19 protein-coding genes are annotated in these 21,097 nt (G+C 43.8%); 18 read left to right on the forward strand and 1 reads right to left on the reverse strand.

All coding sequences use genetic code 11. From position 1 onward, the window contains the following. The first annotated feature begins 13 nt into the window (after positions 1–13). The 3 genes from ACESZH_RS11080 to ACESZH_RS11090 are packed head-to-tail and all read left to right on the forward strand — an operon-like array spanning position 14 to position 3,533. A complete protein-coding gene (locus ACESZH_RS11080; RefSeq protein WP_373215025.1) occupies positions 14–1,498 on the forward strand; it encodes a sugar ABC transporter ATP-binding protein in 1,485 nt (494 codons plus the stop codon). Between the two features lie 16 nt (positions 1,499–1,514). Continuing rightward, positions 1,515–2,558, forward strand: coding sequence for an ABC transporter permease (locus ACESZH_RS11085; protein WP_373215028.1), 1,044 nt, complete (start codon positions 1,515–1,517; stop codon positions 2,556–2,558). A 33-nt stretch (positions 2,559–2,591) separates the two neighbouring features. Next, on the forward strand, positions 2,592–3,533 hold the full coding sequence (locus ACESZH_RS11090) for an ROK family glucokinase (protein ID WP_373215030.1): 942 nt from the start codon (positions 2,592–2,594) through the stop codon (positions 3,531–3,533). A gap of 24 nt (positions 3,534–3,557) precedes the next feature. On the opposite strand, the gene ACESZH_RS11095 is transcribed toward ACESZH_RS11090, so the two are convergent. Next, the gene (locus ACESZH_RS11095; protein ID WP_373215033.1) at positions 3,558–4,925 is read right to left on the reverse strand and encodes an MATE family efflux transporter; all 1,368 of its coding nucleotides are present in this window, start codon (positions 4,923–4,925) and stop codon (positions 3,558–3,560) included. Positions 4,926–5,137: 212 nt separating this feature from the next. On the opposite strand from ACESZH_RS11095, the gene ACESZH_RS11100 reads away from it, so the two are divergent. From ACESZH_RS11100 to ACESZH_RS11170, 15 genes are all read left to right on the forward strand, one after another. Further along, positions 5,138–5,647 carry a response regulator transcription factor gene (locus tag ACESZH_RS11100; RefSeq protein WP_373215035.1) on the forward strand — a complete coding sequence of 170 codons (510 nt, stop codon included), beginning with the start codon at positions 5,138–5,140 and terminating at the stop codon, positions 5,645–5,647. After that, a complete protein-coding gene (locus ACESZH_RS11105; protein ID WP_373215038.1) occupies positions 5,644–7,086 on the forward strand; it encodes a sensor histidine kinase in 1,443 nt (480 codons plus the stop codon). Before ACESZH_RS11100 ends, ACESZH_RS11105 begins: the two co-directional genes overlap by 4 nt. 92 nt (positions 7,087–7,178) lie before the next feature. Continuing rightward, positions 7,179–8,642 (forward strand): DUF6034 family protein, encoded by a 1,464-nt coding sequence (locus ACESZH_RS11110; RefSeq protein ID WP_373215040.1) that lies wholly within the window; start codon positions 7,179–7,181, stop codon positions 8,640–8,642. A gap of 13 nt (positions 8,643–8,655) precedes the next feature. Beyond that, entirely contained in the window at positions 8,656–9,543 is an 888-nt protein-coding gene (locus tag ACESZH_RS11115) for a hypothetical protein (RefSeq protein ID WP_373215043.1), read from the forward strand. Beyond that, the gene (locus ACESZH_RS11120) at positions 9,540–10,268 is read left to right on the forward strand and encodes an ABC transporter permease (protein ID WP_373215046.1); all 729 of its coding nucleotides are present in this window, start codon (positions 9,540–9,542) and stop codon (positions 10,266–10,268) included. The genes ACESZH_RS11115 and ACESZH_RS11120 overlap by 4 nt, the downstream gene beginning before the upstream one ends. A 26-nt stretch (positions 10,269–10,294) precedes the next feature. Further along, positions 10,295–10,984, forward strand: coding sequence for an ABC transporter ATP-binding protein (locus tag ACESZH_RS11125; protein WP_373215049.1), 690 nt, complete (start codon positions 10,295–10,297; stop codon positions 10,982–10,984). A gap of 71 nt (positions 10,985–11,055) precedes the next feature. After that, positions 11,056–12,747, forward strand: a complete 1,692-nt coding sequence (locus ACESZH_RS11130) for a COG1361 S-layer family protein (RefSeq protein ID WP_373215051.1) — start codon at positions 11,056–11,058, stop codon at positions 12,745–12,747. Between the two features lies 1 nt (position 12,748). Further along, entirely contained in the window at positions 12,749–13,438 is a 690-nt protein-coding gene (locus ACESZH_RS11135; protein WP_373215054.1) for a hypothetical protein, read from the forward strand. A gap of 210 nt (positions 13,439–13,648) precedes the next feature. Beyond that, positions 13,649–14,971 (forward strand): MATE family efflux transporter, encoded by a 1,323-nt coding sequence (locus ACESZH_RS11140; protein WP_373215057.1) that lies wholly within the window; start codon positions 13,649–13,651, stop codon positions 14,969–14,971. A gap of 205 nt (positions 14,972–15,176) precedes the next feature. After that, entirely contained in the window at positions 15,177–16,121 is a 945-nt protein-coding gene (locus ACESZH_RS11145; RefSeq protein ID WP_373215060.1) for a GTP-binding protein, read from the forward strand. A 103-nt stretch (positions 16,122–16,224) separates the two neighbouring features. Then, positions 16,225–16,785 carry a hypothetical protein gene (locus tag ACESZH_RS11150; protein WP_373215062.1) on the forward strand — a complete coding sequence of 187 codons (561 nt, stop codon included), beginning with the start codon at positions 16,225–16,227 and terminating at the stop codon, positions 16,783–16,785. A gap of 287 nt (positions 16,786–17,072) precedes the next feature. Next, positions 17,073–17,399 carry a HEAT repeat domain-containing protein gene (locus ACESZH_RS11155; protein ID WP_373215065.1) on the forward strand — a complete coding sequence of 109 codons (327 nt, stop codon included), beginning with the start codon at positions 17,073–17,075 and terminating at the stop codon, positions 17,397–17,399. Positions 17,400–17,612: 213 nt separating this feature from the next. Continuing rightward, positions 17,613–17,825 (forward strand): ferrous iron transport protein A, encoded by a 213-nt coding sequence (locus ACESZH_RS11160; protein WP_373215068.1) that lies wholly within the window; start codon positions 17,613–17,615, stop codon positions 17,823–17,825. A 693-nt stretch (positions 17,826–18,518) separates the two neighbouring features. Next, the gene (locus tag ACESZH_RS11165; protein ID WP_373215071.1) at positions 18,519–19,220 is read left to right on the forward strand and encodes a transglutaminase domain-containing protein; all 702 of its coding nucleotides are present in this window, start codon (positions 18,519–18,521) and stop codon (positions 19,218–19,220) included. 29 nt (positions 19,221–19,249) lie between these two features. Continuing rightward, positions 19,250–20,974 carry a protein kinase gene (locus ACESZH_RS11170; RefSeq protein WP_373215074.1) on the forward strand — a complete coding sequence of 575 codons (1,725 nt, stop codon included), beginning with the start codon at positions 19,250–19,252 and terminating at the stop codon, positions 20,972–20,974. Positions 20,975–21,097: the final 123 nt, after the last annotated feature.

The following is a 21,097-nucleotide window of genomic DNA, read 5'->3' on the forward strand; positions in this document are numbered from 1 at the left end:
TGGAGGGTAAACTATGAAACTGGAAATGAAAGGGATCACAAAATCTTTTGGCGCAAATAATGTTCTGCAGGGAATCGATTTTTCACTTTCCGGTGGAGAAATCTGTGCGCTGCTCGGTGAAAACGGAGCAGGAAAATCCACACTCATGAATATCCTGGGAGGCGTGCTGCAGGCAGATCAAGGAAGCATTTCCATTGACGGACAGCAGGTGCAGTTTGCAACCCCGCTGGATTCCCTGAATGCAGGCGTTGGATTTATTCATCAGGAGCTGAACCTGATCAATGATCTTGCTGTGTATGAGAATATGTTTATCAGCAGAGAGATCCGGAAGAAAAACGGACTTCTGGATATCGATGCAATGTGTGAAGAAACACGAAAAGTTTTTGAGCGAATCGAAGTTGATATTAAACCGAAAACAATGGTGCGGGATCTGGATGCGTCCTACAAGCAGATTGTGGAGATCGCCCGGGCGCTGATGATGAACGCAAAAATGATCATTATGGATGAGCCCACCACATCTCTGACGGAACCAGAGATCGAGCATGTATTTGACATGATGCGAAAGCTGAAAAAGCAGGGAGTAGGCATCGTATTTATCTCCCATAAACTGCGGGAGGTTATGGAATTCTGTGACCGCTATACCGTGCTCCGTGACGGTCAGCTGGTTGCGATGGGAAATGTTTGTGATACCAGCATTAACGAGCTGGCAAAATTCATGGTTGGCCATGAGGTGAGGACAGAATCTCTTCAGCGGGAATGTAAGCCGGGAGACGAAGTTCTCCGCCTGGAAAATCTGTCTCTTGAGAAAAAATTTGATAATATATCCCTGTCGGTCAGAAGAGGAGAGATCGTAGGGGTAACGGGACTTCTGGGAGACGGAAGAACAGAAGTATTCCAGACCGTATTCGGATGTTACCGGGAATACACCGGTAAAATCTATGTGGAAGGCGCGGAACAGAAAATTACAAGTGTCCAGCAGGCAATGAAGCTGGGAATCGGCTATGTTCCCCGTGACCGCAAGGAAAATGGAATCATTAAGGATTTGAATATTATGGAAAATGCGTCCATTGCAGTTCTTCCGCAGTTGGCGCGGCATGGAATTATAGACAAAGCCACACAGAAACGGGAATTTGAGAAATTTGTAAAAAACCTGAGGATCAAGCTTGGAAAGGGAACTGATCTGATCGGAAGCCTTTCCGGAGGAAATCAGCAGAAGGTTGTTCTGACAAAATGGCTGATGGCAGATCCCAAGCTCCTGATTCTGGACAATCCTACCCAGGGTGTGGATGTTGGGGCAAAGGAGGATATCTACAATATCATTCTTGAGCTTGCAAAACGGAATATCGGTGTGGTCATTCTCTCAAGCGAGGCACAGGAAATTATCAGGATCTGTAACCGGTCTGTCGTCATGTATCATGGAAAGATCCAGGATGAGCTTTCCGCAGATGAGATGACGGAAGAAATCATTATGCGGCTTGCAACCGGTGGACACAAATAATCAGGAGGGCATTACGATGAAAGGTAAAGAAAAACAAAACGGAAATTTCCTGAGCTGGCTGACAGGCCAGTGGAAAAATAATTCATTATTCAGCATTGGCCTTGTATTACTGTTTATGATAATTCTTCAGACCTTTGCCCTGAATTATTCAGCGTGCAGTACCTTTGGTGATTGTCTGATGCTATGGGTGCGTAATTTTACAAATGTGCTGAGAAATAATGCAGGTATCGGAATCATATCACTTGGTATGACCTTTGTTATCATCTCTGGCGGAATCGATCTGGCGGTAGGTTCTACTCTGGTAGCAGTAGGTGCGATCATGATGGTGATCATGGATGCAGGAACGATCGGTACCCTTTCCAATTTCGGCATTACAGGAGTTCCGGCGTATATCATTGCAATCCTCATTGGAATCGTGGCAGGTATCCTTCTGGGTGGTTTGACAGGCTCCCTTGTATCCTGGGGAATGATCCCGCCGTTTATTGTGACTCTTGGAACCCAGAAAATTTTCCGCTCTGTAACCCAGCATTTCATGCAGAGTGTCAATCCATCGGTTCCGACGCCGTTTTGTAAGCTGGCAAATGCGGAAATCGGCGGTTTTATGCTTCTGCCCATCATTTACTGGATCATCATTGCCGTGATTCTTTATATCGTGGCACAAAAGACAGTATTTGGACGCCAGGTGTATGCGGTAGGAAGCAATGAGCGTACAGCTCGTCTTTCCGGTGTAAATGTAAATAAAGTGAAATGCAAGGTTTATATTTTAATGGGCTTTCTGGTGGCGTTGACTGCGACTCTGACCATTGCACGTATCGGTTCTATGGACTATGCAAATGCCGGATCCGGTTATGAGCTGGATGCCATTGCCTCCGTTGTAGTGGGCGGTACAAGCTTTTCCGGAGGAAAAGGAACCATTCAGGGTACAGTTATGGGTGTTATGACCATCGCCATTATGAACAATCTTCTGAACCTGTGGGGCGTTCCGCCGTTTTTGCGGGAGGCATTCAAAGGTGCGATCATTATCGCTGCAGTTCTGCTTCAGAAGAAGGATAAAGCCTGATTCTGTACCAGAACGAAAAGAAGGAGGTGCGGGATGGAAAAGTATTGTCTTGGAATTGACATAGGTGGCACCTCGGTCAAGTTTGGCTTATTTGATATGGATGGGGCATTGCTTGAAAAATGGAGCATTCCAACGAATATCGAGCAAAATGGCATCCATATCCTGCCGGATATTGCGGCTTCCGTAAACAGCAAGCTGAAGAACCGGAAAATCACACCGGAACAGGTTTCGGGAGCAGGCGTAGGAGTTCCGGGACAGGTAGCAGAGGATGGAACCATATTGTTTGCAGAGAATCTGGGCTGGGTCCATGTACCACTCACCAGGGAATTATCCAGAATGACCGGCTTGTCTGTCCAGGCGGAAAACGATGCAAATCTGGCGGCATTGGGTGAAATCTGGCAAGGCAGCGCGGAGAACTGCCACAGCATGATCTTTGTAACCCTTGGTACAGGAATTGGCTGCGGAATCGTCATGAAGGATAAGATCCTTTCCGGTGCAAATGGAGCAGCAGGAGAGATTGGACATATGCACATTGAGGACAATATGACGGAGCAGTGCAACTGTGGGAAGTACGGATGTCTGGAGCAGCTTGCATCAGCAACCGGGCTGCGACGGCTTGGTAAGATGGAATTGGAAGCATCAGAGGAGCCGTCGCTGTTAAGACGGTCAGAAGTGTCTGCAAAGACGATTTTTGAGGCAGTGAAGAAAAAGGATGCGCTTGCAATCCGGGTTGCCGAAAAATTCGGGGAATATCTGGGCAAAGCACTGGCCAATTGTACTTGTGTGCTAAATCCTGAGATTGTAGTGATCGGCGGCGGTGTGTCGAAGGCGGGAGTTGTCGTACTGGAATATATTCAGAAGTATTACCGTCAGTATGCCTATCCGCCCTGCGTGGACACGGAGTTTCGTCTGGCGGCCCTGGGCAGCGATGCCGGGATTTACGGAGGAGCCAAGCTGGTGATAGAGGAAAATTGAAACGTATAAGGCTGGAATGTAGTTTTAATGACATTCCAGCCTTTTTAACTCCGGCAGGACCGTACACAGCATTGTAGTAAAGCAGAGGATTCCTCCAATCAGATTGGAGATGGGCTCTGCCATAAATACCCCGTCTGTTCCCATTTTTCCAATGTGAGGAAGCAGGTATGTCAGCGGCACCACCAGGATGATTTTTCGAAAAATGCTGAAAAAGATGGCCTGCTTCTTTTTATTTAAAGCTTTAAAAACCGTTTGTCCGCTGTATTGCAAAGACTGAAAGACAAAGGCAGAAAAGTAAATATGTAAAGCTGGCACGGCATCCATCTGCAAGGTGTGATCGGTACTGAAAATCGAGATAAACATGTCTGGCTTCCACTCAATAGCAATCCATACCAGTAAGGTGTAAAGAACAGACACGGAGGTCATGATCGCCATGGTTTTGCGCACACGGTCCGCCCGTCCTGCACCATAATTATAGCTGAGAATAGGAGAAGAGCCTTCTACGATTGCGGAAACCGGCGTATCAAGAATCTGACGTACCGAAGACACAATGGTCATAATGGAAACGTAAAGCTCATTGCCAAAACACATCAGTACATTGTTGCAGGCAATCTGTACAAGCGAGTTGGTACACTGCATGATAAACGGAGCCGTACCAAGAGCCGCAATATCCCCTGCATATGGAACATAATCGCGGATATGCTGCTCTTTTTGGAAGAAAATACGGCATTCCAGCTTCCTACCGAAAAGATACCAGCAAACTATCAAAACAGACAGAAACTGTGAAATCACAGTGGCAATTGCAGCTCCGTTTACCCCAAGCTTTAAAGTAAAAATAAAAAACGGGTCTAAAATCAAATTGGAAACAGCGCCGATCACAACCGAGATCATCCCGATCCTTGGAAAACCCTGTGCATTGATAAAAGGATTCATACCTGTGGTGATCATGGAAAACAGGGTTCCCAGAAGATAAATGCGAAGATACGTGAGAGCATATCTCATGGTCAGATCAGAGGCGCCGAATAAGCGGAGAATAGGCTCTGAAAATAATTCGCCGGAAGCCATAATGGTCAGCCCGGTGAGAAAGAGAAGGCGGAAGGAAGTATTCATGATCTTTTCTGCTTTCTCTTTATTTTTTTTGCCAAGCTCCATTGCAAAAAGAGGGGAACCACCCATTCCGAACATATTGGTAAAACCACCGATCAGGACAATAACCGGAAAACAGAGCCCCACCGCGCCAAGTGCAGTTGTTCCATCATGGGGAATCCGTCCAATATAGACACGGTCTACAATGCTGTAAAGCAGATTCAGCATTTGCGCCACCAACATGGGAAATGCCGTCTGCGCGATATTCTGTGCTATTTTTCCATTCGCAAAATCAACTTGCTTCATATCCAAATTCCTCCCTTAAAAATGCCATTATAAATCTTAGCCTTTCCTAAAGTAATTGTCAATAAAAAACAACTCCCGGTCTAATGGGTTTATCCGGTTACAAAACGGTTACATATAAAAGAAAAGTGATGTGGTATACTTGCCACATGAGGCAAAGCCCCTGGATTTTGTGTAGGAGGTGCTTATGAAGGCGCGTATTTTAGTAATAGAAGATGAAGCGGCTGCTTCCCGGAAAGGATGGCTTTCAACTGCTGCCGGAGCTGAAGCGTTGCGGGATTCCGGTAATCTTTCTGACAGCAAAAGCAGACCTGTCCAGTAAAGTAAAAGGATTAAAGGACGGAGCAGAGGATTATATCGTAAAGCCATTTGAGATGCTGGAGGTCCTGGTACGGCTGGAGAAGGTATTGGAACGTTACCGTACCAATCATGAAATCATAAAAATACTGGACGTGGAGATTGACGAAGAGAAACGTCTGGTAAAAAAGAAGGGACAGGAGATCTATCTGAAGCCTATGGAGTACGAGTGCCTGTTGACATTTGTACATCATAAAAATAAAGCGCTGACAAGGGAGCAGCTCCTGGGAATGCTGTGGGGGATTGAGTTTGCGGGGGAAACCAGAACGGTAGATGCCCATGTGGGAAGGATCCGAAAAAAACTTGGATGGCAGAATGTGATCAAAACCATTCCCAGAATCGGATATCGTCTGGAGGTGGAGGAATGAAGCTTTTCAGAAAAATTTTCCTGCAGGTTTTTGCGGGATGTATCCTTTTGACCATGGTTCCTCTTTTATATTTTCTACATGAATCGGAACGGCAGAGTTTGACGTCTGTGTATCTGTATGAGAGAAAAAGCATGAGACAAGCTTATTGTCAGTTTCGTGAAACGCTGGAATCAGCCTGTCATGGAGAAAATGAACAGACCATATGGGATGTGGTGGCAATACAGGAGTTTAAGTCCCTCATCGGAAGTAACGGTGCTCTGTATCGTGAAGGCGAGGAGTTGTATAATGTCTCTCCCTACGAATTTGATGTGAAGGGAGTTCAGGACATAGTAAAGAAAACAGGCTATGCTGTGGAAGGAACTGCCAAAGAGTCAGGCATCGGCTTCCGCGACTGTATTCAGCAAGCTGGTGAAAGCAAGCTCATGCTTTTGGTTGAGGAGTGGGGAGAAGTAAACATACCTTCCTATTTCATCATTTATTATAAAGATGTAACCTATATCTATAATCAGACCAAAATCCTGTTTTTAAAAGGAATGTGTTTGGCAGCAACACTTTTGGCGATGACCGGAGTCTTGCTTTATCTTGGTATTTACCGGAGCATCCGCCCCCTGACAGAGCTGAAACAGGCAGCCTCGGCTATTGCGGAGGGCGCCTATGGAAATCGTGCCAAGGTGCGGGGAAAGGATGAAATCGGGGAACTGGCGGTGAGCTTTAACCAGATGGCGCAAAAAGTAGAGGAGCATGTGGAAGAGCTTTCTGATATTAATTATAAGCAGACGCAGCTTATCGGGAGCCTGGCTCATGAACTAAAAACTCCTCTGACTGCCATCATCGGCTATTCGGATACCATGCTGACAGTCCCTCTCAGTGAAAAAAGGAAGATACAGGCACTGCACTATATTCAAAGTGAAGGGCAGCGATTGGCACGGCTGTCTGCAAAAATGATGGAACTGACCGGGCTTTATCGAGAGGAGCTTTCCATTTCCATAAAAAAAGTGAATGGGGAGGAATTTTTACAGCGTATAAAGGCACTGACCGCTTATCGGCTAAAAGAAAAGAATATCTGTCTCGTTGTGACATGTACTCCAAAGGATCTTACTTTTCAGGCAGATGAGGATCTTCTGACGAGCCTGCTCCTGAATCTGATCGACAATGCTTATAAGGCTTCCAAGCCGGAAAGTACCATTACCATATCTGCAGACAGCTCCGGTATTTCTGTGAAGGATCATGGAAAGGGAATCCCGTCTTCTGAACTGGAACGGGTAACCGAGGCGTTTTACATGGTAGATAAATCACGCAGCCGTACAGCAGGAAGTGTGGGACTGGGGCTGACCTTCTGCAAGCAGATTGCAGAGCTTCACGGAGCAGACCTGATCCTGGAAAGCGAGGCAGGAAAAGGAACACGGGTCAAGATGCGTTACAAAACGGTTACACATTAAGGAAGATTTGGAGAAGAAAAGGATGCTATGATAAGCCAAGCATCAGTTCTGCGGTCATAACCGGAACGATGACTGAGAGGAGGCAAAGATTAATGATGAAACAGAAAGCAATTGTTATGCTGCTTGGCGTTTTTTTAGGGGCTGTTTTTCTTACCGGCTGCGTTCAGACACCGGAAGAATCGTTGGTAAAGCAAAAGGGAGAGGCGAGTCTGAAAAACTACGCAGAAGGGCAGACGCTGAAAGAAACGAATATTTTGCGGCAGGCGCTCGGGGCACCGGAGCATTACAAGAGCGAGACATCAGACGAGACGGGCAAGCTTCAGATATTGACAGATGCGGATGTAGAAATCCCCGATAGTGACAAGGTATCTGCCATTGCAGTGAGCCAGCATCCTTTTGACCAGACGGTAATGGACAGGATTACGGATGCTTTTTTCCCGGATGCTGAAATTTACAGCAATGACAGTTACAGTCAGTGGACAAAGACAGACTACCAGAAGGAGATTGAAAAGCTGAAAGGCTATGTGGCACAGGGGAATCTGGATCCGTTTCATTTAGGTACAGATGAGAATGGAAATTATGTATACGATATTTATCAGAATATTGAGACATATGAACAGGAAATGCAGTCAGCGCCGGAGGAACGTTCACTGGAAAAAGTGCATCCTCAGTATGAGCAGGGCGGCAGTCAGTTCTGGGGTGTGGCCTGCCAGCCGGACGGAACTGCTTATAACTATATCATGAAGACCTATGGCAGTATGCCTATGGAGGTTAGGCTGGAAAAGAGACGGGAAATGCAGGAAGGCAGTGTGGCAAGGTGGTTGGAGTACAGTAGGGCTTCCAATAGTAATTTTTCAAATGTACCGAATGAGACAGAATTGGAACAGTCTGTGGGAATTACGCTGGAAGAGGCCAAAAAGGCTGCAGATGCTAAGGTAGATGCGCTGCAGCTTGAAAACATGGAGATGACCGCCTGGGAATACGGAATCTGTTTTGAAGAAGACATGAATGTGTCCGGCAAAGTGGTTGATACAGGATATATGCTCCACTACACCAGAAAGCTCAATGGAATCCCCATTACTTATACAAGTGAAACAGGCGGCAATCTGGAAGACATGAATAGTGAAATGGAATCCTGGGGCTATGAACTGCTGGATATTATTGTAACAAAGGACGGAATCGATACAGTACACTTTAACAATCAGTACGATATTGGTGAAATACGGACAGAGAATCTGAATCTGATGTCCTTTGATAAGATTATGGATGTTTATCGGAAAATGATGGTGATCCAGAATGCAGATGTCTTAAACTATGCGGTTTCTGAAACATACCGCATCGACAGGATTACCTTTGGTTACAGCCGTATCTATGAGCCTGCGGCAGACAGCCAATCCGGATTGCTGGTACCTGTGTGGGATTTTTTCGGAAGCTGCGAGACTGTGTATGACAATGAAGGACAGCAGGAGAACAGCAGCAATACAATGAAGTATCGAAGCTATCTGACTATCAATGCCATTGATGGAAGCATCATTGACCGCGGGCTTGGCTATTAGGGAGCGGAAGGGAATGCGACAGATCGTAGCAGTGGTCCGGTTTAACTTTATGGGGTTTTGGAAAAATCCCAAGGTTATTCTCACCTTTTTGCTGGGCCTGGTTCTGAGCTTTTTGTTGAGCAGCCGTATTATGGTAGTGATCGGGAATTACAGGACGCCGACCCAGGCAGTAGAACCATTTTTATGGACCTTTGGGGATTCCACGGCAGTTTTACTTGCTTCTTTGTTACTGTTGCTCTTATTTTCGGATCTTCCTAAGCTGACAGCAGCATCACCCTTTTATCTCCTGCGGATGACAAAAAGAAAATGGATGGCTGCACAGCTTTTCTATGTGGTTTGCGTGGCTGCAGTTTATACACTCTTCATCTTTTGTGTTACTGTGCTGCTTTGTATGAAAACAAGCTATGTGGGCAATATCTGGAGTGAAACGGCAGCCATGCTTGCGTACTCTGAGCTTGGAAAGGATCTGAGCGTGCCTTCCACGGTAAAAGTGATGGAGAGTATTACCCCTTACGGATGCGCACTGCAGGTGACAACGTTATTTTTTCTGTATACCGGAACCTTGAGCTTTGTAATACTGGCAGGAAATCTTTGGCTTGGAAAAAACAGGGGAATGGTTCTGGGACTTCTTTACAGTCTCTACGGTTTTCTGCTTGACCCTTCCGTTCTTGGAAAAATCCTGGGACTGGAAGCCTATGAAATGTATAAGATCAATGTGTTGTCCGTCTGGATCAGCCCCTTGAATCAAGCGGTTTACGGAAGGCACAATTTCGGTTACGACAGGCTTCCTACAGTGGGGCAATCCTGCCTGGTGTTTCTGGTTCAGCTTTTGGTACTGGCGATGCTCTGCATGACCGCACTTCGCCGCTATCACTTTCATTTTACAGGAGAAAAAACATGAGTGCAGAAATCAATAGAATGCTTTCCGGAAAAGGCTTTCTTTGGGCTATACTTCTGGGAGGCATGGGAATTGTCTTGGGTGCCCCTTATCCAAAAATGGATAAGCTCTTGCAGCCCGGGAGTTTTCTGGCCTTGGAAGGAACTGCCTTGTATTCACAAACCGCGAGTTTTTTTCTGCCTATAATCGCGGTACTGCCCTGGAGTGATTCCTTCCTGGAGGAATGGAAAGGCGGTTATCTCAAATCCTGTCTGCCCAGAACAGGGCGCAGGGAATATGTGGAGAATAAAATATTGACCGTAGCTCTTGGAGGCTTTCTCGCCTGGATGACTGCCGGAATCACAGTTCTGTTTTGCTTTTTTGTAGTCTTTTTTCCTTGTGAGAAGCAGGGCGGGATTTCGCCGGAAGAGGTATCTGCCCTCTTTGCTATTATGATCCGCGGTGGAGTTATCGCAGCCATTTTAGGCTCCCTGGGAGGGCTTTGCGGCGCTATTACAGGTTCTGTCTATATGGCTTATGGGCTACCGTTTGTAGGCTATTATTTTTGTATGATTTTGTATGAGCGATATTTTCCGAAAGCATTTTGGATTTACCCAAAGGAATGGATTGCCGGAAGCCGCTCATGGGGAAAAAACGACCAGGGATTGTGGCTGTTTCTGCTGCTCTTTTTGGCAGTATCCGTGACCGTGCACAGAGAGATTCTGTATGAGAAGCTGGAAGAAATCTGAGCAGAAAGGAAGGGCATATGTCCGGTATGGAAAAAAAAGGACCCTGTGTGGAACTCGAACATGTGACGAAACGCTTTGGACAGGATCAGGTATTGAAAGAAGTGAATTTAAAGCTGCAGACAGGGAAGGTTTATGGAATTGTAGGAAATAACGGTTCCGGAAAGACAGTACTGATGAAATGCATCTGCGGCTTTCTTCCGGTTACAACAGGATGCGTGCGCGTATTTGGAAAGCGTATTGGAAAGGATGTGGATTTTCCGGAAAGCCTGGGGGTGATCATTGAAACACCCGGGTTTCTTACCCAGCTTACAGGACGGAAAAATCCGGAGATTCTTGCAGATCTGAACCGCCGGATATCGCGTGCAGACATCCGGCTGGTTCTGAAGAAGGTAGGACTTGATCCGGATCTGAAAAGACCTGTCAGCAAGTATTCCCTTGGAATGCGGCAGCGTCTGGGAATTGCCCAGGCAATTATGGAAAATCCGGGTCTATTGATCCTGGATGAGCCCTTTAACGGGTTGGATAAACATGGAGTGGAGGAAATCCGAAGGCTTCTCCTGGAATTGAAGGCAGATGGTAAAACCATTCTGCTGGCAAGCCATAATGAGGAAGACATCCGGATTCTGTGTGATGAGGTGTATGAGATGGATGGAGGAGTGCTGACCTTTATGCGGTCCGAATGTGAGGATAAGGAGGCGGTGAATTGCAACAGTTAAAATCAGGAGCAAAATTCCTTCGGGTAGCTGCGTTGATTTTTTTTGTGCACATTGTAGCTATAGGAGAATACATGGGTTCAGAATTTTTCGCAGGATTTTTTTGCACAGTCGTGCAGGCGGAAGAAATGGAGGATGGGGAAGAAACATCATCCGGGGATTTTACAGATATACCGCTGGCGGAAACACTGCCGGAGGAAAATGTAACTTCCGTAGAGCCGGAAAACAGCGCAGAAGAGCCTTTGTCTGAGGAAGCAGGAGGATTTGTGGATGCTCCGGATGCAATACCGGATACCCCGGCTTTTCCGACTGACAGCCAGATTCCCGGGAATCCGGAAACAATGGATACCAAAGTATATCTGGGACTTGACAATCTTCATATTTATGAGGGAATGGAACAGTCCTTTTCGGATGGATACAGGCCTACCGTAAAGGACGGAATCCTGGAACTGGTAATCCCATACGTTGCCAGCGGAAGCCTGAAGGGTAGTAAGCTGACCGTCAATCTGGAATTTCTCAACCAGAAGCAGTCACCTGTTGAGCTGAAAAACTACCAGAAAGATATTTGGAAAAAAGGATATTTTCCGGCAGAGGATATCATGCAGGAGGATATGGAAGGGACAGCTAAGGAAGCCATGGGCTATACGGAAACCTATCTGTATGTATGCAGGATCCCCATACGCAAAGATGCAGAGCCGGGCCAATATTCTCTCACAGCCAAAGCGTGGGGCTATACGGAAAACATGGAAGAAGTTTCGTTGGAGCATAATATCTTTTTCTATATCCCGGATACAGCAGCCAAAGATAATCCCAAACAGAAGGTTCAAACTGCAAATGATGACAGCAGATATGCAGGTGGAGGCGGTGAACCGTCGCAGGAAATCATCCGTCAGCCGAAAATGCTGCTGGAATCCTGCAGTCTGTCAGAAAAAGAACTGGAAGCAGGCAGTACCAAGCTCCTACAGGTATGCTTAAGAAATCGCAGCCAGACCCAAAGTATGTATAACCTGAAAATTACACTTCAAACAGGGTCTGCGTCCTTAAAACTGGAACGGAATTCCTTTTACTTCGAGAAAGTGGCTCCTGGAGAGAGCATTTCTTTGGAAGGGAAAGTAAAAGTCGCACCGGATGCAGAGGCAGGCATCGTGCCTCTGTCCTTTTCTTTTGAGTATGAGGATAAAAAGGGTACTTCCGATACCGGCTCGGAGCTTGTAAATCTTTCCGTTTCTCAGCCTGTGAAAATGGAGCTTGAAAAGTCGGAAATTCCGGCAATTCTTTATGCCTCCGATACGGTTGAGATACCTGTTGAGGTGCTGAACCTGAGCAGGACTGACGTGTACAATGTCAGGGTCCGCCTGGAAGGAACCGGGCTTTTTCCGACTGCTGATGTGTTTATCGGAAACATGGAAGCAGGAAGCAGTGGGAGCGGAAGCATGAAGGTGTATGTGGGAACGAAAACTATGGAGTCCATTGGCGTGGACAATGGAACAGAGGAAAAGGAAAAATACGGGGCAGTAAGCGGAAGATTTGCCTTATCCTACGAGGACGCTTCAGGTAACACCTATGAGGAATCCCGTGAGTATCAGACGGAGATTAAAAAGGCACAGGTCTTGTCTCTGAAGACTGATGAGGAAACGGAAAAAGCAAATCCGTGGTGGATTTCTGTTTTTGCAGCGCTGATTCTGGGCATGACAGCGATGCTGCTTTTGCTTTTAGCAAAGCTTCACCGGAAAAATATTTTGCTGGAGGAATCGAGAAAGGTGTAGGATGATGGGAAGACACGGAAGAAGACGGATATCCATTTTGGTTTTATCATGTGCACTGGCGGTAACTATCGTGGCGCTGGTGTTTTCCCTTCTGTTGGAAAATAAGGAAGAAGAACAGTGTTTCCAGTTTGCCGCCGACCTGGGCGGAACCACTTATGATGAGAATTTCCTGGAGAAGGCCTCGAAAATAAGGGGAATCCGTCAGATCTGCCCTATTCTGGAGATTCCGGTACGCCTGAAGCTGGAGGATTATACCATGGATACAGTATGGATGGCAGTGGATGCAGATGTGCTTGAAAAAAAGGTACAAAAAGCCAGAGAGGTTCCGCTCGGAACTACCCCGGTGCTGCTTCTCGGAAAGAACTCTCTGGCGGAAATGAAGGATTCCAATGAACATAAAATTTCAGAGAATCAGCAGAAAAAATTTCTTGATAGTTTTGAAAAACTGGAGCTGAAGTATTCTGTAGCCTCTCAAAAAGCTGATGCGGAGAACGAGATTGGTGAAGTACAGTGGAAGGACTGCATCGTTGCGGGAATTTTGTCCTCCCCGTCAGAAGGCATCTATCTTCCCTACGCCCAGGGCAGAATGCTGTGTGAAGCTTTCGCAGATTCAGAAATAAAAAAAGCTTTGATCACAGTTCAGGGAAAAGAGAATTATAAGAAAGCACAGTCTTATTTTGAAATCCAATAGCTGAGATCATTCAGGACAAAATGAAATACTTTCACGTCGTATAGCAATTGCATATAATAAACCTCTTGACAGCGTTTGGGAAGAGATGTTAAGATAGTTTTACTAAAACCTGATGTGGATTTTTCTGGAGCAATCTACTTTTCGCCACACAACTATTTTCGTATAGTTGTGTGGTTTTTTTTGTTTCAGACAGAAGAGGAGTATTTAGATATGGAACAAACATTTATGAAAGAACGACCAATCTTCCCATTGATGCTGTCAATGTCACTTCCAATGGTTCTGTCTATGCTGGTGAATTCACTCTATAATATTGTGGACAGCTTCTTCGTGGCACAGATCAGCGAGAGCGCCATGACAGCGCTTTCTCTGGTATATCCCATCCAGAACTTTATCAACGCCATTGCAATTGGCTTCGGAATCGGTATCAATGCGGTGATCGCTGTGAACCTGGGCGCGCAGAACCACGAGAAAGCGGATGCTGCTGCCAGTCAGGGCTTGCTGCTGAATACCATACATGGTCTGATCATGACAATCATCAGCATTGCTGTGATGCCTGATTTCTTACGTATGTTTACTTCCGACTCAGTGGTTATTGAATTGGGAATCAGCTATTCCCGCATTGCATTTGGCTTCGCCACGATCATTGCTGTAGAACTCTGTTTTGAAAAAATCTTCCAGGCGGTGGGAAAAATGACTGCAACCATGGTTGCCATGCTAAGCGGAAGCATCGCCAATATCATACTGGATCCTATTCTGATTTTCGGGCTGGGTCCGGTACCGGAGCTTGGAATCAAGGGCGCTGCGATTGCCACAGGAGCAGGGCAGGTGCTGACACTGTTCATCTTCCTTGCAATCTACTATTCACAGGAGATTCCAGTACATGTCCGTTTCCGGGATCTGAAACCGGACAAAGAAATCTGTAAGAAACTATATTCCGTTGGCATCCCGGCAACTCTGAACATGGCTTTGCCATCCCTGCTGGTTTCTTCACTCAATGCCATATTGGCTGCTTATTCACAGGCATATGTAGTTGTACTGGGTGTCTATTATAAATTACAGACATTCCTTTACTTGCCAGCCAATGGCATTGTACAGGGGATGCGCCCGATCATTGGCTATAATTACGGGGCGAAAGAGACAAAGAGGGTGAAAAAAATATATCGGACAGCGCTGATTTTAAGTGCATCGATCATGCTTTTAGGAACCGCCACATGTCTGGCAATACCAGGACAGTTGATCGGTTTATTTACAACAAATCCCCAGACGATCGAAGCAGGAACAAGCGCACTTCGAATCATAAGTGCGGGATTTATCGTATCCGCGGTCTCCGTTACATCTGCCGGAGCTTTGGAGGGACTTGGAATGGGAACACCATCTTTGCTAATTTCTCTTCTTCGGTATGTAGTGATCATTATTCCATGTGCATTCATTTTAAGCCGATTGATTGGGGTAACAGGAGTATGGAACGCTTTCTGGGTTTCAGAGCTTGTGACTGCGGTAGTAGCGTATCGTATGTTTGCCATAATCGCATAACATCGTCATAGTACGGAACCTTCCAATAAATCTTGCCAATCATATTTTATCGTGATACGATTAATGCGACCCGCCGCAGGCGGAATATGGTTGCTGGCGCAACGGCGCTCCGACACGAGTGTGCGCCAAGGCGTACACTTTTTTGTGATCAACCATGTTCCGTGTGATGGAACGTTGAGGATTTGAAATAATAGGGAGATAAAAGATGATTAAAGTAGATTTGATCACTGGTTTTCTGGGAGCAGGGAAAACAACTTTTTTAAAAAAATATGCAAAGTATTTGATGGACCGCGGCAATCGTATATGTATTTTAGAAAACGACTATGGTGCAGTCAATGTGGACGTCATGCTGCTTCAGGATTTAGAGGGCGAACAATGTGAACTGGAGATGGTATCCGGCGGCTGCGACCGAGATTGCCATAAGCGGCGTTTTAAAACAAAATTGATCTCTATGGGCATGAGCGGCTATGACCGGGTATTGATCGAGCCGTCCGGGATTTTCGATGTGGACGAATTTTTTGATGTTCTGTATGAAGAACCATTGGACCGCTGGTATGAAATCGGCAATGTGATCGCCGTGGTAGATGCAAAGCTGGATGAAAAACTGTCGGAGGAGTCGGATTATCTGCTGGCTTCAGAAGCAGCAAATGCCGGCCTGGTCATTTTCAGCAAAAGTCAGGATGCCACAGAAGAAGACCAGGAAAGGACTCTGAATCATTTAAATCGTGCGATGGAACAGGTGCGGTGTAAACGGAGGTTTCAGGACAATGTCCTCAGAAAGCCCTGGGATTCTTTGACCGATGAAGACTGGAAAGGGATTTCCTCCTGTGGTTATGTGTTGGAATCCTACGAAAAATCCGTATTTGAGAATGATGAAGGATATACCTCCCTCTATTTTATGAATGTACATATGACTGTTCAGGAATTACGCTCCAGTGTGAAAAGCCTTATGGCTGCGTCAGACTGCGGAAATATTGTCCGGATCAAAGGATTTATGATATCAGAGGATGGTACCTGGATCGAATTAAATGCAACGCATCAGAGCACTGCAATACAGCACGTTGAAAAGGGACAGGAGATAATAATTGTGATCGGGGAAGGATTGATAAGAGATAAGATTAGTGCATTTTTTCAGACGCAAACTGAATAATACAATGTTTGTTTCATATGTGCTACGATAAACCTATAAACTATGCTTGATACTTGATGTAAGAAAACACTGTTCGTTGTAAAAGGTCTGAAAGGAGAAACGTATGAGAGGAAAAAGAATTGTTAGAATTTTTTTGTTATGCCTGTGCTTATGCTGCACAACATTGTCGGCTGCAGCCGCAGAAGTAAGTACTGGAACGGTTACCGGGAGCCAAACGGAAACAACAAAAAAATCAGGTTGGTTCAACAAAGGAAAATACCGCTATTACCGTATGAAAAACGGAAAGCTGTGCAAAAAATCTTTTGTAAAGATAGGAAAATACTATTATTCCTTTGACTCAAAAGGAAGAATGAAGAAAGGCATTGTAACGGTTCCGAAAAAAGGAAAAGCATACTTCAGTAAAAAGAACGGCAGATTTTTATGCTTAGCAACGGAACTCAAGGTGATGAAAAAATACAAAAATGAAGTTCTGGTTGCCGGAAAAAACGCTGCAGACCGTTACTATGTTCCATTAAAAAACGTAGCGCTGCTGGACAGTAAGGGAAAGAAGATACTCCCGAAAGCAATAAAAAAAGGATGCCGGATCCTGGTATTTGCGACAGGCGATATTTTAGAAACGTATCCAGCACAATTTTCGGAAGTGATAGCAGTACAGAAATTATAAGTAAAACAACCGGCATATTTTTATCGCCGGAACCACACAAAAGATATGGAGTTGGTAAAATTCCATATCTTTTGTATTTATGCAGCCTTTTCAACTGTATTTTCTGGAAAAATCCCTATAAGATCTATGGTGATGGATTTGAACCGCTGTGGAATCAAGTGAGCTGCTTAAAATTTCCCAATATTGCTATTGACTCTATTATTCTAATAGAGTTTAGACTTATAGTGACAGAGTAAGATTCTGTTGTTACATAAGGAAAATGAAGATGAAATGAAAGGATGAAAAAAATGGGAAAACTAGAAAAGATTGAAAAATATGCAGCAAAAGGAAAGGCAGATAAACTGGCAGCGCTTGCGCATGACAGTGATAAATCGGTTAGACTGGCTGCAGTTTCCAGTTTGGGAAAATTAACTTCGAATGAGGTATCCTTGAACACCTTAGTAGGGATGATGGATGATAGTGACGCAGATATCCGTAAAGCTGTGGCGGTTGCCCTGGGTGAATCCCGCGGAAGCTATGTTGAAACACAGCTTCGATACTGTCTTTCTCATGAAAAGGATGAACAGGTCCTCGAGGCTGCACGGAATTCACTGGAGAAAATAAAGAATTCATAACGTTCTTTAGCTACGCTCTCGCCTGTAGGCAAAGAGTATTTTGGAGGCAAATACAGGAAACATACTTTAGTCAGCGGTAACTCAGGACGCATGATGGTAATAAAGATTTTTATTGACTAACAGCGGACCCTGATTTTACAATAATATCAAGAGATAAAAGATATCTGGCGATATTGAGGTTCTGAAAGAATCATGACTACGGAGGTGTTGAGGATGCTGGCATTGTCACAGGCGAAGCAGGGTGAGACGTATACGGTTAAATGGATGTTCGGAGTACCGGAGGTTCTTGATTTTATGCGAGATTGCCATATTGAGGAAGGCTCTGTGATCCGTGTGATCGGAAAGAGCGGTAATGGACTGATCGTTGCGTCAAAGCAGAAGCGGGTCGCTATCTGTGCTGAGGTCGCAGAACGGATAAAGGTCTGAAGAAAGGCAATTCTTTTAAAAGACATTATGAAGCTGGCGGTATTGAACGGGCGGTGTAAACTAGGAAGCATTCTACATGATTCTGGTGGTGATCTAAAAAAAGCCCAATCTGAATTATATGCACTGGAAAGTGATACAATTAGTAGCATATTAGACGATTACAGACCAAATGTGAAAAGAATCGTGATTGAAACACTGGTCACCAACATCCCTGTACCATACGCCAATCCTGTGAGCATCTTTTGTAATATGCGAGATATCAAGACGGAAATAGAGAAATGCCAAAAATATAATTGGTTTTATTTACTACGAGATATCAGAAACACAGCTAAGGATTATTCATAACAGCAGACACGAAAATAGCATAGCGAAACACCCCAAAGCATCTGGAGAAAATATATTCCAGATGTTTTTTTCATTCCGTGTGTTTTCTTTCGAAGCCGATTGATTGGAGCAGCAGTATGGAATTCCTTCTGGATAGCAGAGATTGTGACGGCGGTCATCGCTTAAAAATAAATCACACTTGTTCTAATCTGGAGTAAGGACTATAATGTTATTAATGAACTTTGGTCTACGGACGTTTGATCAGGGAAATTGTCTCGCAAAGTTCTGTGCTTATATAGTACTGATTTTCAGAGAAGAAAATAAGTTTATTAATTTTTCTAAAATGGTAAAGGCGGTTGATTTCATATAATGGAACGAGACGTATATAGAATTGCTTATAATCAATTAAGTGATAAGGAACAAAAAATATATATAAAAACAGAAGCCGCAATAAAGAGATATGAAACGCATATATTACTTGAAGTATCGCCGACAGTAATGAATAAAATATTCAAAGCCATTTTAATAGATTGTCCTGAAATATTCTGGTTCGAAGGAAAGTGGAAAAAAGATGTATTAAATCAATACGATATTGCAATCCCTATATATACGATGAATTCTTATAAAATCAATAATGCAGAAGGGGTTATTGATACAAAGATACGAGAACTACATTTTTGGAGAAAACTGGATGAGTATACCAAATCAAAGAATGTTTATATGTGGATGATTGAAAATATTAAGTATGGAATGCAACAGTCAAGGGGACAAACAATCTATGATGCGCTGGTAAATCAAGTTGCTGTTTGTAAAGGAATTGCAAAAGCATATCAGATTATTTTACGGGAACTTGATGTTCTGTCAACATTAAAAGAGGGAAGTATTGATGGCAGTTCGAAGCATGTTTGGAATAGGGTTAATATTAATGGGCAATGGTACAATGTAGATGTATGTATGGGGTACGATCGTTTCTCATATATGTTCAATGAACGTGAAAAGAGAAACGCGCTTCGAGGGTTTGCGCTCTCAGATTCGTATATCTCTCAAAACTATTATATGCGGCAATATTAAGAATAACGATTAGATGAGGAGGACTTTAGATGAAAATAGAAAGGTGTAAAAACGGACATTTTTTTGATGCGGAAAAGTTTTCTAATTGTCCTCATTGCAAGTGGAATGATAATAATGAAATAGATGATGCAAAAGACGAATTGCCAGAGCGATTTAAACAACTGGGAGCAATTACAAGAATTGGACAGGGATCTGTAGGTGTTGTATATCGGATTTCAGGTGTGAATCAATATGTGGTAAAAACTATTGTATGTGATGATAATGCCCACAAATTAGCTAATGCTTTAAAAGAGATAAAGATAATGCAGGCTCTTAAGGGTGTATCTTCAGCCGTCCAGGTGCTCGACACAGAAATTGATTCTAATAATACGGTGTTTATATTAGAAGAATGTTTGGAAGATTTTTCGAAGTATTTGAGCAGACAGCCAGTTTCTTTATTGGATATTGTAAAAATACTAAGTAAGGTTTGCGAAGCGGCTATTGAATGCAGAGATGCAAATGTTGCACATTTGGATATACAACCCAAGAATATTTTTTTCAGAGAACAGGATAGCAGAATTGTGTTGGGAGATTTTAGTTCATCATTGTTTCTGGATGAATTAAAAAGTAATAAAAATATGCGCGGAACACTTGCTTATATGGCGCCTGAGGTATATAGGGAGGGTATTTGCAGTGAGAAGTCAGACATATACTCGATTGGATTATTACTATATTGCTTGTTAAATGAAAAAAAACTGCCATTCACGGATCAGGATGAGTATAAAGTTGCAATTTATAAGCGATTAGCGGGAACACCTTTACCTGAATTGGAGAAAGATGATCTTCCACAGGAAATTAATAGAATCATATGTACAGCATGTGCTTTTGAGGCATGTAATCGTTTTCAACGATTTGAAGAATTACAGAGTGCTCTCGATGTGATTTTACATGGATTATGTGAGGGAAAAATTAATAATCCCGTAGTATTTCATGATAATTTATTTTTGAGAAGAAGTACGATATACAATAAAATAAGCAAAATATATGATGCGGATGAGGTTGCCAAATCTACATTGCTGATACCAGGAAAAAATCATACACATAAACCAGATGGTTTGTCAGGCTTAAGTGGCTGGGCGGATACGGAAATTACATATCAAGGAAACAATATGTTTAACGCTGACAGCATGGCAACAACGGTGGCACTTAACGAGAATTCAGATACTATTAACGTTCAATCAGAAAAACCGGCAGGTAAATATAGACAATGTAGAGCTTGTGGTACAGTCTTTCATCGGAAAATCCATTTCTGCCCAAGCTGTGGAACAGAGGTGCTTGTAGAGAAAGCGAAGCACTACCCAACCTATGACGCAAAGGCGTTGGTAGAACAAAGGAAGTTAGATATAAGCAAGGTCCATTTTTCGGCAGTTGCACCAAAGACATTTATCAAAGGAGAATATACGATTATTAATATCGTGATGTATGAGGAATCATTTAGAAAAATAGTCAATGAAATCATTTCCAATTCCGAAGTTCCAGTTAAAGAAACCCGTTCTGGGACAATTAATGTATCAGATAACTCCATAATTAAAATTCAATTGTATTCTCCTGATATTTTAATTGAGGATAACGAAGAAGAACAGATTTGGCAACGGGAATATTTGAACTTTAGTTTTGCAATAATGCTTCCAGAAAACTATACGAAGAGGCAAATCCTTTTCACAGCAACAGTTTATATTAATGATGTGATAGCGACTAGTACAAAATTGCATTAATTTTTGAGTAATATTTCTATGGAAAATATTTCTAATATATGGAATAATTAAAAGAAAACGCAAGGAGATCATTCATATGCCATTTGTTGCTGCCCCTGTTAAAATACCAGAAGACATCCGCCA

The sequence above is a fragment of the Ruminococcus sp. 5_1_39BFAA genome (genome assembly GCF_964240875.1).
Classification (GTDB): domain Bacteria; phylum Bacillota; class Clostridia; order Lachnospirales; family Lachnospiraceae; genus Blautia_A.

Coding starts and splice junctions, on each gene's coding strand:
- ACESZH_RS11145 (WP_373215060.1), top strand. CDS start 15,177: ATGATTAAAGTAGATTTGATCACTGGTTTTCTGGGAGCAGGGAAAACA.
- ACESZH_RS11090 (WP_373215030.1), top strand. CDS start 2,592: ATGGAAAAGTATTGTCTTGGAATTGACATAGGTGGCACCTCGGTCAAG.
- ACESZH_RS11120 (WP_373215046.1), top strand. CDS start 9,540: ATGAGTGCAGAAATCAATAGAATGCTTTCCGGAAAAGGCTTTCTTTGG.
- ACESZH_RS11115 (WP_373215043.1), top strand. CDS start 8,656: ATGCGACAGATCGTAGCAGTGGTCCGGTTTAACTTTATGGGGTTTTGG.
- ACESZH_RS11105 (WP_373215038.1), top strand. CDS start 5,644: ATGAAGCTTTTCAGAAAAATTTTCCTGCAGGTTTTTGCGGGATGTATC.
- ACESZH_RS11095 (WP_373215033.1), bottom strand. CDS start 4,925: ATGAAGCAAGTTGATTTTGCGAATGGAAAAATAGCACAGAATATCGCG.
- ACESZH_RS11110 (WP_373215040.1), top strand. CDS start 7,179: ATGATGAAACAGAAAGCAATTGTTATGCTGCTTGGCGTTTTTTTAGGG.
- ACESZH_RS11100 (WP_373215035.1), top strand. CDS start 5,138: ATGAAGCGGCTGCTTCCCGGAAAGGATGGCTTTCAACTGCTGCCGGAG.
- ACESZH_RS11150 (WP_373215062.1), top strand. CDS start 16,225: ATGAGAGGAAAAAGAATTGTTAGAATTTTTTTGTTATGCCTGTGCTTA.
- ACESZH_RS11155 (WP_373215065.1), top strand. CDS start 17,073: ATGGGAAAACTAGAAAAGATTGAAAAATATGCAGCAAAAGGAAAGGCA.
- ACESZH_RS11160 (WP_373215068.1), top strand. CDS start 17,613: ATGCTGGCATTGTCACAGGCGAAGCAGGGTGAGACGTATACGGTTAAA.
- ACESZH_RS11125 (WP_373215049.1), top strand. CDS start 10,295: ATGGAAAAAAAAGGACCCTGTGTGGAACTCGAACATGTGACGAAACGC.
- ACESZH_RS11140 (WP_373215057.1), top strand. CDS start 13,649: ATGGAACAAACATTTATGAAAGAACGACCAATCTTCCCATTGATGCTG.
- ACESZH_RS11080 (WP_373215025.1), top strand. CDS start 14: ATGAAACTGGAAATGAAAGGGATCACAAAATCTTTTGGCGCAAATAAT.
- ACESZH_RS11135 (WP_373215054.1), top strand. CDS start 12,749: ATGATGGGAAGACACGGAAGAAGACGGATATCCATTTTGGTTTTATCA.
- ACESZH_RS11170 (WP_373215074.1), top strand. CDS start 19,250: ATGAAAATAGAAAGGTGTAAAAACGGACATTTTTTTGATGCGGAAAAG.
- ACESZH_RS11085 (WP_373215028.1), top strand. CDS start 1,515: ATGAAAGGTAAAGAAAAACAAAACGGAAATTTCCTGAGCTGGCTGACA.
- ACESZH_RS11165 (WP_373215071.1), top strand. CDS start 18,519: ATGGAACGAGACGTATATAGAATTGCTTATAATCAATTAAGTGATAAG.
- ACESZH_RS11130 (WP_373215051.1), top strand. CDS start 11,056: ATGGGTTCAGAATTTTTCGCAGGATTTTTTTGCACAGTCGTGCAGGCG.